Raw genomic sequence first — 12,514 nt, 5'->3', positions numbered from 1 at the left:
GCCCCCGGGCCACCCGCCCCGCCGCGGCCCCGGCACCCGGGGCCCCACACCCCCCCCCCCCCCGCCGCCCCCCCCCCCCCCGGGGGGGCCCCCGCCGTCCCGGAAGATGAACCCCGTGCAGGCAACGACGACAGCGCAGCGGTCCCGCATCGGCGAGCGGGTCATGGCCGCGATCAACCGCGACCCCCTGACCGCCCCGCACCGCACCCGCAACGACGCACTGCTGGCCGTGGCATGGGCGGCCCTCGCCACGGTCACGGCCCTGCTCGGCGACCAGGAGCTGCGGCCCGACGCGCTCGGCTGGACCCTGCTGTTCGCCGCCCACGTCCCCCTGGTGTGGCGGCGCCGCAGCCCCGTGCCGGTGCTGCTCGCGGTGATGGTCTGCATCGCCCCGTACCACGCCCTGGAGAACAACCACGCCGCGCCCATCTTCGCCACCATGGTGGTGCTGTACACGGTCGCGGCGACCGGCACGGTGCGCCGCACCCTGCTCACCGGCACCGCCGTCCTCGGCGCGACACTGGCCCTCAACGCCCTCACCAACCCCGACGGGACGGCGGAGCTGCTGCGGATCTCCGGCTGGGTCTTCGCGTTCCTCTTCTGCGGCATCGACGTCCGCTACTACCGCCAGTTCGTCGCCGCCATAGTCGAACGTGCCGAACGCGCCGAACGGACCCGCGAGGAGGAGGCCCGCCGCCGGGTCGCCGAGGAACGCCTGCGCATCGCCCGCGACCTGCACGACCTGCTCGCCCACAGCATCACCCTCATCGGCGTGCAGACGTCGGTGGCCGCGCATGTGCTGGCGGCCGACCCGGAGCGGCTGGACCGCGAGACCGTCGCGAAGTCGCTCGACGACATCGCCGAGACCTGCCGCACGGCCCGCGGCGAGCTGCGTACGACGCTGGACGTACTGCGCGAACAGGGCCCGGCGGGCCAGGCCCGCGGCCCGCTGCCCGGGCTCGACGGAGTACCCGACCTGGTGGAGACGGCACGGCTGGCCGGAGCGCGGGTGGAGTCGGCGATACGGGTGCGGGAGGCACCGCCCGCCGTGGGCGCGGCCGCGTACCGGATCGTGCAGGAGGCGCTGACGAACGTCGTACGGCACGCGGGGCCGGAACCGGCGGTGCGGGTCGAGCTGTACGAGGAGCAGGGGGCGCTGCGGTTGTGGGTCGCGGACGACGGACGCTGCGCCGCCGCCGACCCGCAGACCGCCGGCTACGGCCTGGTCGGTATGACGGAACGGGCCCGCAGTGTGGGTGGCACACTCGACGCCGGACCACGAGGTGAGGGGGGTTTCGAGGTGAGGGCCGTACTGCCCACCGGGACGGACCGGGGAGCCGAGCGATGATCCGTGTGCTGCTCGCGGACGATCAGACGCTCGTGCGGGAGGCGTTCGCGATGCTGGTCGAGTCGGCCCCGGACATGGAGGTCGTCGGCCAGGCGGGCACCGGCCGGGAGGCCGCGGACCTGGCCCGCAGCGCCCGTGCCGACCTGGTCGTGATGGACATCCGCATGCCCGACCTGGACGGCATCGAGGCCACCCGGCTGATCGCGGCGGAGGAGGACCTGGCCGGAGTGCGGGTCCTGGTCCTCACCACCTACGACACCGACGAGAACATCGTGGACGCGCTGCGGGCCGGCGCCTCCGGGTTCCTGGTGAAGGACACCCGCCCGGCAGAACTCCTCGACGCGATCCGCACGGTGGCGGCGGGGGAGTCGTTGTTGTCGCCCGGCCCGACGGCACGGCTGATCGAGCGGTTCCTGCGCAGCCCCTCCGCTCCCACCGCCGGCGGACCCGAATGTCTGTCCGAACGTGAACGCGAAGTGCTGACGCTGGTCGCGCGCGGCCTCAACAACACGGAGATCGCCGAAGCGTTGGGACTCAGTCCGCTCACGGCCAAGACCCATGTCAGCCGCATCATGGGCAAGCTGGGGGCGCGGGACCGGGCGCAGTTGGTCATCGTGGCGTATGAGTCAGGAATGGTGACACCGGGGAGCCTGTGACGGACCGGTCAAATTCTGACCCTCCGTCAAAGGAGACCGATGACCATCCTGAGCCGCACACTCAGTCGTACGTTCCTAGTCACCGCAGTACTCCTGACCACGCCCCTCGCCACGGCCGGCAACGCGTCGGCGGGCGAAGCGGACACCGGCTGCACGTCCTCCGTCCCCTATGTCTCGGGACAGGGCGGCTTCGACACCTACCGCATCCCGGCGACGATCACGACCACGCGCGGCACGGTCCTGGCCTTCGCCGAGGGGCGGCACGACGGTGCCGGGGACACCGGCGACATCGATGTCGTCCTCAGACGCTCCACCGACGGCGGCTGCACCTGGGGTCCGATGTCCGTGGTAGCCGCCGGGGACGGGGACACCCGGGGCAATCCGGCGCCGGTGGTGGATCCGCGCACGGGTGCGGTCGTGCTGGTCACCTCCTACAACAGCGGTGCTGTGACGGAGGGGGAGATCATGCGGGGGGAGGTGACGGCTGAGGAGAGCCGGCGGGTGTTCGTGCAGCGGAGCCTGGACGACGGCCGGTACTTCACGCGTCCGCGGGACATCACGCGGCAGGTGAAGCCGGCCGGCTGGCGCTGGTACGCGACGGGGCCGGGCCATGCGGTGGCGCTGAGCCGGGGCCCGCACGCGGGCCGGCTGGTGATCCCGTCGAACCACTCGGCGGCACCGGCGCCGGGTTCCCCGGACACCGGGCAGGAGCCGAGGTATTACGGCGCCCACGCCATCTACAGCGACAACGGGGGCCTGACCTGGCGGGTGGGCTTCGTGGACGACGTCTACGACGGCCGCGACAACGCCAACGAGTCCACGGCCGCCGAACTCCCCGACGGCAGGGTGTACTTCAACTCCCGCGACCAGCTCGGCACGAGCGCGGGCAACCGGCTGGACGCCCACTCCAGTGACGGTGCCGCGACCCTGGACCGCCCCTACACCGTCCAGCCCACCCTGAACGACGTCCCGGTGGTGGAGGGAAGCGTCCTCCAACTCCCCGGTTCCGACGCCCCGTTGCTGTTCTCCGGCCCGTCCGTCCCCACCGCCCGCCAGTCGATGGCGGTATGGCGCAGCACGGACGGCGGGGCGACCTTCGCGAAGGCGCTGACGCTGTCTCAGCAGCGGGCGGCGTACTCCGACCTGGTGCCACTCGGCCGGAGCACGTTCGGGATCCTGTACGAGACGGGGGTGGCGGGTCCCTACGAGTCGATCGAGTTCCGCAGGCTGTCGGCCGACGTGCTCCGGGGTGCGGTCACGGCGCCGACCGGATGACGAAGACCTGGCTGTCCTTCGGCCGGCACGGCTCCAGCTCGGCCTCGGCTCCCTCCGAGGTCTCCGCGTCCCTGATGGCCACGCAGCCCCGGCCGTCGACACGCAGCGAGTAGCGTCGGCTGCCGTCCGGCCCGGCCGGCTCGATACGGAACGGGGTCGTCTTCCCGCAGTCGTCCCACGGCTCCAGCAGCCCGGAACCCGGCCCCCCGGCCAGGGCCTTCAGGCAGCCGGGGCCGTGGTCGGGGTGGTACCAGCGGATCCGGAAGGTGTTCCCGCCGAGCGGCACCAGCGTCGTCTCCTGGGGCGCGACCTCGTCGCACGGCCGCTGCACGGCGACCAGTGACTCGTACCGGCTGCTGTAACCGTCCGTCAGACAAAGGCCGTTCGCCAGGGCCGGACGGATCTGCGCTCGGCCCGTGGGCAACTGGGACCGGGCCCCGGCCGCGGCGACGCCCCCGCCCCCGTCCCCGTCGCCCTTCGTGCCGCTGTCGTCCCCGGAGGGAATCAGAGCCCAGACGGCGGCGGCCAGCAGCGCCACCAGGACCGCCGCGGTCGGCAGGACGGGCACCCCGCGCACCCGCGGACCGAGCCGGACGACCCGCCCCGGACCCGCGCCGCTCTCCTCGGCGACCTCCTCGGCGACGTCCTCGGCGACCTCCCCGCGGGCGAGCGCGTCCCGGGCCGCCAGCCACTGCGCCGCCCGCTCGCCGTCCCCGCAGGCCCGGACGAAGGCGGCCAGCAGTTCAGGACGCGGCAGGGTCCGGCCGCGCAGCACATCGGCCAGGGTGCTGCGCGGCACCACCTCGCCGTGCTCGGCGGCCCGCTCCTCCAACTGGCGGTACGTCAGCCCCGCCCGGTCCTTGAGCTCCCGCATGGCGGCGACGAACTCGGCGGTGTCACGCGCCTGTTGAGGGCCCGTGTCCCCCCTGATCTCCATGTCGCACATCGTCGGCCCTGCCCGAACGGGCGCACAATCCCGTTTCCCGCCACCGTCCCCATGATCCGGACAAGACCCGGACAAGGCGCTGACCAGGCCGGACAGCCAGTGGACTGTCCGGGACGGCGACGGCTCTTGTCCCCGTCCGGCCCGCCCCAGCAGGCTCGGTGCTGCCCCGGCCGGAGCACCCACCACCCGATTCGTCGATCCCAGGGGGATATGTCATGCACATACGTCAGCGCATCGCCGCGACCGCGATCTCGGCCCTGCTCGCGGGCGGCGCCATCGGCCTCGCTCCGGCGGCCCAGGCACACGACGTCGCGCCGGCCTCCTGCTACGGCAGCGCGCACAGCTATCTCAAGCCGGCCGGCACGTACTGGCTCCCGGCGGGCGATGTGTTCAGCACCTCAAGCGCCTGCGCCGACATCAACATCAAGCCCAACACGAACCGGTACGTGAAGGTCTGCTTCGAGACCAACGGCCGCCTGGAGTGCCAGGCCAATTACACCCTCGCCCGCGCCGGGCAGTGGACCGCGATCGCGACCAGCGTCCGGGACGGCGCCCTGTTCGCCTTCGAGTTCCGCTCGGACGCGAAGTCCACCGGCAGCTGGGCCGCCTGACCCGCGGCAGAAGACCAACGGGGGAACGGGGGGAAACCGGGGGGACGGGGGCCGGGCGGCTAGAGCAGCCCGGCCCCCGCGAGGAACTTGCCCACCCGCTCCACCTCTTCCGGCGACAGTGGCACCTGGGGCTCCGCCGTCGCCGCGCAGTCGATGACGCCCCGCAGCTGCAGCGCCGCCTTGAAGGCACCCAGCGCCGACGAGCCGCCCCCCATCCGCCCGGGGTCCCCGACCCCCACCAGGCCGAACAGCGCGCACAGGCGTTCCTGCTCGGCCCGCGCGGACTCCCAGTCGCCGGCCCGGCACAGGCGGTCGAGGCGGACGTACCCCGCCGGGTCGACGTTGGCGAGTCCGGGCACCGCCCCGTCGGCCCCGACGGCGAGCGCCGCGTCGACGATGAGCTCCGAGCCGGTCAGCACACTGAAGTCCTTGATGTCGGGCCGGTTGCGGGCGCCGACCACGACCGTACGGAAACCGGCCAGATCGCCGCTGGAGTCCTTCAGACCCGCCAGCACACCCTCGGCGGCCAGGTCGAGGATCACCTCGGCGGGGAGCTTGGTGTGGACGGAGGCCGGGAGGTCGTACGCCACCACCGGAACCGGGCACGCCGCCGCGATCAGACGGTAGTGGCGGGCGATCTCGGCGGGATGGGTCCGGGCGTAGAAGGGGGCCGTCGCCACGACCGCGTCCGCACCGGCGGCGGTGACCTCGCGTACGTGGTCCAGCACCCTGGGCGTCGTCATGTCGATCACCCCGGCCAGCACCGGCAGCCGGCCCCCCACATGCCCGGTCACCGCCTCCACCACGATCCTGCGCTGCCGGTCCGTCAGATACGCCGCCTCCGACGTGGAACCCAGCACGAACAGCCCGTGCACCCCGCCCGCCACCAGGTGGTCGACCAGCCTGAGCAGGGAGGGGACGTCCACCTCGCGGTCCGGTGTCAGGGGCGTGCAGACGGGCGGGACGACACCGGTGAGCGGGGTGGGGATCATGATCAGGGCTCCCTGGAACTGTGACTCTGCCGTACGAGGTCGCGCGTGGCCTCGCCCTCCTCCACTGGATGGTGACACCTGTAACGGTGCTCGGGGCTCGACGTGGCCGAGAAGTCCGGCATCGTCTCCGCGCATACCCCGTCCGCCTTCCAGCACCGCGTCCGGAAGGGGCACCCGCTCGGCGGTCGCGTCGCCGACGGGACCGGGCCGGCCAGCGGGATCGGGTCGATGGGGTCCAGCAGGCCGGGGGTCGCGGAGAACAGGGCGCGGGTGTACGGGTGCCGGGAGGCGTCGGTGACATCGGCCGCCGGGGCCTCCTCGACGATCCGGCCCAGGTACATCGTGATCACCCGGTCGCTCATCCGCCGTACCGTCTGGATGTCGTGCGAGACGAACACCAGGGCCAGGCCCAGCCGCTCCTTCAGGTCCAGGAGGAGGTTCAGGATCTGTGCGCGGACCGACACGTCCAGAGCGCTCGTCGGCTCGTCGGCCACCACCAGGTCGGGGTCCAGGGCCAGCGCGCGGGCGATGGCGACGCGCTGGCGCTGACCGCCCGACAGCTGGCCGGGCAGGGCGTCGGCCAGGACCCTGGGCAGTCCGACCAGGGACATCAACTCCCGTACACGGTCCTCGCGTTCACGCCGGGTGCCGCGCTCGTGCACGTCCAGCGGGTCCCGCAGCACCTGCCGGACCGGCAGGCGGCGGTTCAGAGCCGTCGACGGGTCCTGGAAGATCATCCCGGTTCCGGCGCCCACCGCCGTCCTGCGCTCGGCCGGGCTCATGGTCCACAGGTCCCGGCCCCGCAGGGCGACCGTCCCGGAGGTCGGCCGCTGCACCCCGACCAGCACCTTCGCCAGCGTCGACTTGCCGCACCCCGACTCGCCGACCACGCCCACCGTCTCGCCGGGCGCGATGGTGAGATCGGCGCCGGTGAGGGCGTACACCTTGTCCCGGGTGAACAGCCCGCCGCTGCGGGCCTTGTGCACGACGTGCGCGTCGGACAGCTCCACGAGCGCGTTCACTGCACTACCCCGCTTTCCGAACGATCCGTCGGCGCCAGCACGATCGCCGGGTGATGGCAGGCCGCCGTATGGGTCGCCGTGCCGGTCAGGACGGGGGCCGTCGTCCGGCACACCTCGCTCGCCAGCGGGCACCGGTCCGCGAAGCGGCAGCCCGCCGGGAAGTCCGCGGGGGACGGGACCACGCCCTTGATCTGCGTCATCCGGTCCTGCGCCGACTCCAACGAGAGCACGCTGCCCAGCAGCCCGCGCGTGTAGTGATGCGCCGGCGCCTCCACCAGGTCGGCGGTCACGCCCGTCTCCACGATCTGTCCGCCGTACATCACGACCACCCGGTCGGTGATGTCCGCGACCAGCGCGAGGTCGTGCGAGACCAGGACCAGGGCGAAGCCCAGCTCCTCCCGCAGCCTCAGCAGCAGCTCTATGATCTGCGCCTGCACGGTGACGTCCAGCGCGGTCGTCGGCTCGTCGGCGACGATCAGCTTCGGGTCGCGGGACAGGGCCATGGCGATCAGGACGCGCTGGCGCTGACCGCCGGAGAGTTCGTGCGGGTAGCTGCGCAGGGTGCGTTCCGGGTCCAGGCCGACCAGGGTGAGCAGCTCCTGGGGGCTGTGCCGGCCGCCGCGGCGTACGACCTGCCTGAGCTGGGCGCGGATCGTCATCGCCGGGTTCAGGGACGACAGGGCGTCCTGGTAGACCATCGCCATCTCATGGCCCAGCAGCTTGCGGCGGACCCGCATCGGCTCGCCCACCAACTGCCGCTGGTTGAACCGGACATGGCCGCGCACCCGGGCGCCCTTCGGCTCCAGCCCCATCACCGCGAGCGCGGTCAGCGACTTCCCGCAGCCCGACTCCCCGACCAGCCCCAGCACCTCACCGGGCTGCACCTCGAAGCTGATGCCGTCGACGATGTCCACACCGGAATGCCGGCCCTCGAACCCGATCGCCAGGTTCTCCACCGCCAGCACCGGCTGCCGCCCCTGGGGCAGGGGCCGGGCCCTCGACCGCAGCCGGGCCGCCGCCTCCGTCAGACCCGGCAGCCGGAGCACCTCGCCGCTGCCCGGTTCCGGTGCCTCCAGCCGGTCGCGCTGGTCCTTCACGTCGACCTCGCGCGCCGACGGTGCCGCCCACGCGTCCGAGACGCCCTCGGAGAGGATGTTCAGCGAGAGGACGGTGACCAGCATCAGCAGGCCCGGGAAGACCGTCGCCCACCAGCCGCCGGTCAGCACCATGTTCTTGCCGTCCGCGATGACGCTGCCCCAGGACGGGTCGGGCGGTCGCACACCCGCGCCGATGAAGGACAGCGACGCCTCGAAGACGATCGCCTCCGCCACCTGCACGGTGCAGAACACCAGCACCGGGGCGGCGCAGTTGATCGCCACATGCCTGATGACGATGTGCGGCGTACGGGCGCCGATGACCCGTTCGGCGGTCACATAGTCCTCGCCGTACTGATCGAGGACGTTCGCCCGTACGACCCTCGCCACCGGCGGAGTGAACAGGAACGCGATCGCGCAGATCAGGACCGTGATGCCACCGCCGAAGACGGCGACGAGCACGGCGGCCAGCGCGATGCCCGGGAACGCCATCACCACGTCCAGGCAGCGCATCAGCGTCTCGTCGACCGCCTTGCGCGAGGTCGCCGCGACGGCGCCGATCAGCGCGCCGACCACCAGCGCGAGGCAGGTCGCGCCGAGCCCGATCGCCAGCGACCAGCGGGCGCCGTACATCAGCCGGCTGAGGATGTCCCGGCCGAGGCTGTCCTGGCCCATCCAGTGCTCGGCGGACGGATGTCCGGTGCCGTCGACGGGCGGCTGCTGGTCGAGCGGGTCGTGCGGGGCGAGGACGGGCGCGAGCACCGCCGTCAGGACCACCAGGGCAAGGAAGCCGACGGCGATCTTCGACAGCAGCGGCAGCTTGTGCCAGCCGCGCAGACGGATGCCGGGCCGGGACAGCGCCTCGGCCAGGCGCTTGCGGTTGAACGTCACGTCGCCTCCCGCAGGCGCGGGTTGACCAGCAGATACAGGATGTCGATGACGAGATTGACGACGACGAAGCCGATCGCCGTGGTGATGACGACGCCCTGGACGACCGCCGGGTCACCGTTCTTCACCGCGTCGATCATCAGCTTCCCCATGCCGGGCAGGGAGAAGATCGTCTCGATGACGACGGCGCCGCCGAGGAGGTAGCCGACCCGCAGTCCGAGGACGGTCAGCGGGTTGATGAGGGCGTTGCGCAGCACGTTCCGCCCGACGACGACCCGCGGCGGCAGCCCGCTGCCGATCGCCGTACGGACGTAGTCCTTGTCCAGCTCCTCCACCACCGACGTCCGCACGATCCGCGTCAGCTGCGCCGCCACCGGCAGCGACAGCGCGAGGGCGGGCAGGGTCATCGTCTTCAGCCAGCCGGTGAAGGAGTCGGCCGGGTTGATGTAGCCGCCGGTCGGGAACCAGCCGAGGTCGACGGCGAGGTACTGGATCATCAGCAGCGCCAGCCAGAAGGCGGGCGCGGCGACCCCGGTGAGGGAGACGACGCGGATGATCTGGTCGGGCAGCCGGTCCCGGTAGATGGCCGCCGTCACGCCGCCGAGCAGCGACAGGACGACCGCGATGCCGAGACCCAGGAAGGTGAGCTGGATGGTCAGCGGCAGCGCGGTCATCACCTGGTCGACGACCGGCGCCCGGGTCAGGGCGCTGGTGCCCATGTCGCCGTTGATCAGGTCGCCGATGAAGCCGACGTAGCGGACGGGGAGCGGATCCAGCAGGCCGTTCTCCTCACGGAAGTCGTGCAGCTGCTGGGGCGTCGGGTTGGCGCCCTGGAAGAACGCGGACGCCGGGTCGACGTCCGAGAACCGCATGACCAGGAACACGAACAGCACGATGCCGAGCATCAGCGGCACAAGCAGCAGAATGCGACGGGCCAGGATCCTTACGACGGTGACCACAGAGGGACTCCCAGGGCCCCTAGGCCCACTTGGCCTGGAGGAGGTTGATGCCGGGGTACGGCTGTGCCCTTATCCCGGTGAGCTGGTCGGAGTTCCAGGCCGTCATCAGCTCGTTGTGGACGACCGGGTAGAGCACGGCCTGCTCGGCGACGACATCGATGTAGTCCTGGATCATCGCCTTCTTCTTCTCGGCGTCCGGCTCCTGGGTCGCCCGGTCCATGTCCTTGAAGAGCGCCTTGGCGACGGAGTTGTCGGCCCACCGGGTGTACTGCATCCACAGGTTCTCGGGGCCGTAGTTGTAATGCATGATCAGGTCCGCGTCGAGACCGAACTGGTTGGGGTTCGAGGCGGCGGCGACCACCTGGTAGTCCTGCTTCTGGTCCATCTTGGTGAAGACGGCCGTCGTCTCCTGCGGGGAGAGGGTCGTCTTGACGCCGATCGCGTCCCAGGAGGACTTGATGGTCGGCAGACAGTCCACGATCCAGCTCACGTTGACGGCCAGGATCTCGATCTCCAGCCCGCTGACCCCGGCCGCCTTCAGCAGCGCCTTCGCCTTGTCGGGGTCGTGGTCGTAGACGCTCTTGGCACGCCGGTAGCTGGGGTTGGACTCGTTGAGGAAGGACGACGACGGCTTCCCGTGCCCCTTCAGCGCCACCTCGATCATCTTCTCCCTGTCGATGGCGTAGTGCAGGGCCTGGCGGACCCGGACGTCGTCGAAGGGCTTGTGCTTGGTGTTGAACATCAGGAAGAGGTTGTTCATCCCGGCGCCGCCCGCGACCGTCAGCCCGCCGCTCTCCAGCTGCTGGATATTGGCGTACGGGATGTTGTCGGAGATCTGCGCACCCGCGCTGGCCCCCGAGATCCGGGCCACGCGCGGTGCCGCCTCCACGATCGTCAGCCAGTTCATCTTCTTGAAGGCGGGCCTGCGCGGGCCGTTGTAGTCGGCGAACGCCTCGAAGGTGGTGTTGGACTTCGGGTGGTGCGCGGTCTGCCGGTACGGCCCCGAACCGATCGCCTTGCCCGCGACGGCGTCCTCCCAGGCACCCGGCTGGGAGTACACGTGCTTCGGCATGATCTTGGCGAGGGTGAGCCGTGAAAGCCCGTCCGGGAAGGGGAACTTCAGCACCAGCTCGACGTTCTGCGCGTCGACCTTCCGCACTTCCTTGAGCCAGCTCGCGAAGAAGCCCTTGGCGAGGGTCTGCGTCTTGGGGTCCAGGATCCGGTCGAAGACGAAGACGACGTCGTCGGCGGTGACCGGCTTCCCGTCGTGGAACTTCGCCCCCGCGCGCAGGGTGAACTTCCACGTCGTGGCGTTCGGGTCGGCCGGCACCTGGGTGGCGAGCGCCGCGTACGGCTCGCGGGAGATCGGGTCGGTGTCGAGGAGCCCCTCGTAGATGTGGTTGTTGGCGGCCATGCAGAAGGCGGACGCGGTCTGGGTGGGATCCCAGCTGCCGTCGTTGCCGTAACCGATGACGGCGGTCAGTGTCCTGTTCTGGCCACCGCCCCCGCCGGTCTCGTTCGTGGACTCCGGCCCCGACGAACAGGCCGACAGCGACGCGGAGACGGCGGCGGCCGCGCCCAGCGCGCCGGTGTACTTCAGGAACGACCGGCGGTGCAGCGCCGGCACGTCGTGGGTCACGTCGCGCACGGTTCCTCCAGGCGTGGGTGGTGTGCTCCGGCGATGAGGGTGTGAGGAGAGGCGAAGGTGGTGCGAGGAGATACGACGTCCTACGTCCTGACGGTCAGCGCGACCATAGGTGGGGCAATGGGGGCGGTCAAGGGATCTCACACGAATGGCGCATCTGCCACAGGTCGGACCAATGGCGCTGTGAAATGGCGAGAGTTGATCCCTCGTCAGGTGCGTATCCGGCGGACATGGGACGTGGGACGTCCGGGTGCGCGTACGATGCGCCGCATGCCCGGGCAGCCCAGGAACAGCCGTACGTCCGAGGAGTCCAGGAACAGCCGGATCCAGCGCCAGGTCATGCAGCTGATCATCGACCGCAGGCTGCAGGCCGGCGCGCTGCTGCCCACCGAGGCGGAGCTGATGGGGGACCTCGGGGTCAGCCGCAACTCCGTGCGCGAGGCGCTCAAGGCGCTGCAGGCCCTGGACATCGTGGAGATCAGACACGGCTACGGCACGTATGTCGGCCAGGCGTCGCTCACCCCGCTGATCGACGGGCTGACCTTCCGCACGCTCGCCCGGCACGATCACGACGACTCGGGGGCGCTGGCGGAGATCCTTCAGGTGCGGGAGGTGCTGGAGGAGGGGCTGATCCGGCGGGTGGCCGCGGCGGTGACCGAGGCGGAGCTGGATCGGCTGGAGGGGGTGGTGGCGCGGATGGAGACGGAGGGGAGGGCGGGCCGCTCCTTCCCCGAACTGGACCGTGAATTCCACGAGTTGCTGTACGCCTCCCTCGGCAACGACCTCGTCCCTCAGCTGCTCAGCGCCTTCTGGACGGTCTTCCGCCGCGTCTCCGGCGCCCGCGGCCGCCCCGCCGACCCGTCCCCCGACCTGACCGCCCGCCGCCATCGCGACATCGTGACCGCGCTGCGTGCGGGGGACGTGGAGGGGGCGCAGCGGGCGATGGCGGTGCATTTCCGGGGGATCGCCGCGCGAGCGGGGGAGCCCGATCGTTCCTCGCCCCCGCCGCCCCTACCCTTCCCGTCCCTGGGGGCTGCCGCCCCCAGACCCCCGCTTCGGCCCTGAAGGGGCCTCGTCC

The 12,514-nt window shown here is 71.5% G+C and carries 11 protein-coding genes; 5 read left to right on the top strand and 6 right to left on the bottom strand.

The window, feature by feature from the left end:
• Positions 1 to 106 precede the first annotated feature (106 nt).
• From ACFWYS_RS45570 to ACFWYS_RS45560, 3 genes are read left to right on the top strand one after another with little or no spacing between them, the layout of a single operon-like run.
• Complete coding sequence (locus tag ACFWYS_RS45570) at positions 107 to 1,348, top strand: sensor histidine kinase (protein WP_384782759.1); 1,242 nt, start codon at positions 107 to 109, stop codon at positions 1,346 to 1,348.
• The gene (locus ACFWYS_RS45565; protein ID WP_384782757.1) at positions 1,345 to 2,004 is read left to right on the top strand and encodes a response regulator; all 660 of its coding nucleotides are present in this window, start codon (positions 1,345 to 1,347) and stop codon (positions 2,002 to 2,004) included. The genes ACFWYS_RS45570 and ACFWYS_RS45565 overlap by 4 nt, the downstream gene beginning before the upstream one ends.
• 39 nt (positions 2,005 to 2,043) lie before the next feature.
• Positions 2,044 to 3,279 (top strand): exo-alpha-sialidase, encoded by a 1,236-nt coding sequence (locus ACFWYS_RS45560; RefSeq protein ID WP_384782755.1) that lies wholly within the window; start codon positions 2,044 to 2,046, stop codon positions 3,277 to 3,279.
• On the opposite strand, the gene ACFWYS_RS45555 is transcribed toward ACFWYS_RS45560, so the two are convergent.
• Positions 3,260 to 4,216: a helix-turn-helix domain-containing protein gene (locus ACFWYS_RS45555; RefSeq protein ID WP_384782753.1), complete on the bottom strand. Its 957-nt coding sequence runs from the start codon at positions 4,214 to 4,216 to the stop codon at positions 3,260 to 3,262. The two genes, ACFWYS_RS45560 and ACFWYS_RS45555, sit on opposite strands and share 20 nt — an antisense overlap.
• 224 nt (positions 4,217 to 4,440) lie before the next feature.
• Between ACFWYS_RS45555 and ACFWYS_RS45550 the strand changes: the two genes are divergently transcribed.
• Positions 4,441 to 4,836 (top strand): hypothetical protein, encoded by a 396-nt coding sequence (locus ACFWYS_RS45550; protein ID WP_384782751.1) that lies wholly within the window; start codon positions 4,441 to 4,443, stop codon positions 4,834 to 4,836.
• A 59-nt stretch (positions 4,837 to 4,895) separates the two neighbouring features.
• On the opposite strand, the gene ACFWYS_RS45545 is transcribed toward ACFWYS_RS45550, so the two are convergent.
• From ACFWYS_RS45545 to ACFWYS_RS45525, 5 genes are read right to left on the bottom strand one after another with little or no spacing between them, the layout of a single operon-like run.
• Positions 4,896 to 5,831: a dihydrodipicolinate synthase family protein gene (locus ACFWYS_RS45545; protein WP_384782768.1), complete on the bottom strand. Its 936-nt coding sequence runs from the start codon at positions 5,829 to 5,831 to the stop codon at positions 4,896 to 4,898.
• Positions 5,831 to 6,850 carry an oligopeptide/dipeptide ABC transporter ATP-binding protein gene (locus tag ACFWYS_RS45540; protein WP_384782749.1) on the bottom strand — a complete coding sequence of 340 codons (1,020 nt, stop codon included), beginning with the start codon at positions 6,848 to 6,850 and terminating at the stop codon, positions 5,831 to 5,833. Before ACFWYS_RS45540 ends, ACFWYS_RS45545 begins: the two co-directional genes overlap by 1 nt.
• Complete coding sequence (locus tag ACFWYS_RS45535) at positions 6,847 to 8,835, bottom strand: dipeptide/oligopeptide/nickel ABC transporter permease/ATP-binding protein (RefSeq protein ID WP_384782747.1); 1,989 nt, start codon at positions 8,833 to 8,835, stop codon at positions 6,847 to 6,849. The genes ACFWYS_RS45540 and ACFWYS_RS45535 overlap by 4 nt, the downstream gene beginning before the upstream one ends.
• On the bottom strand, positions 8,832 to 9,791 hold the full coding sequence (locus tag ACFWYS_RS45530; protein WP_384782745.1) for an ABC transporter permease: 960 nt from the start codon (positions 9,789 to 9,791) through the stop codon (positions 8,832 to 8,834). Before ACFWYS_RS45530 ends, ACFWYS_RS45535 begins: the two co-directional genes overlap by 4 nt.
• A gap of 19 nt (positions 9,792 to 9,810) precedes the next feature.
• The gene (locus ACFWYS_RS45525; RefSeq protein WP_384782743.1) at positions 9,811 to 11,439 is read right to left on the bottom strand and encodes an ABC transporter substrate-binding protein; all 1,629 of its coding nucleotides are present in this window, start codon (positions 11,437 to 11,439) and stop codon (positions 9,811 to 9,813) included.
• A 267-nt stretch (positions 11,440 to 11,706) separates the two neighbouring features.
• On the opposite strand from ACFWYS_RS45525, the gene ACFWYS_RS45520 reads away from it, so the two are divergent.
• The gene (locus ACFWYS_RS45520; RefSeq protein WP_384782741.1) at positions 11,707 to 12,501 is read left to right on the top strand and encodes a FadR/GntR family transcriptional regulator; all 795 of its coding nucleotides are present in this window, start codon (positions 11,707 to 11,709) and stop codon (positions 12,499 to 12,501) included.
• The last annotated feature ends 13 nt before the right edge of the window (positions 12,502 to 12,514 follow it).

The organism is Streptomyces sp. NPDC059010 (assembly GCF_042740355.1).
GTDB lineage: Bacteria > Actinomycetota > Actinomycetes > Streptomycetales > Streptomycetaceae > Streptomyces.
This window is presented reverse-complemented; position numbering and strand designations above follow the sequence as displayed.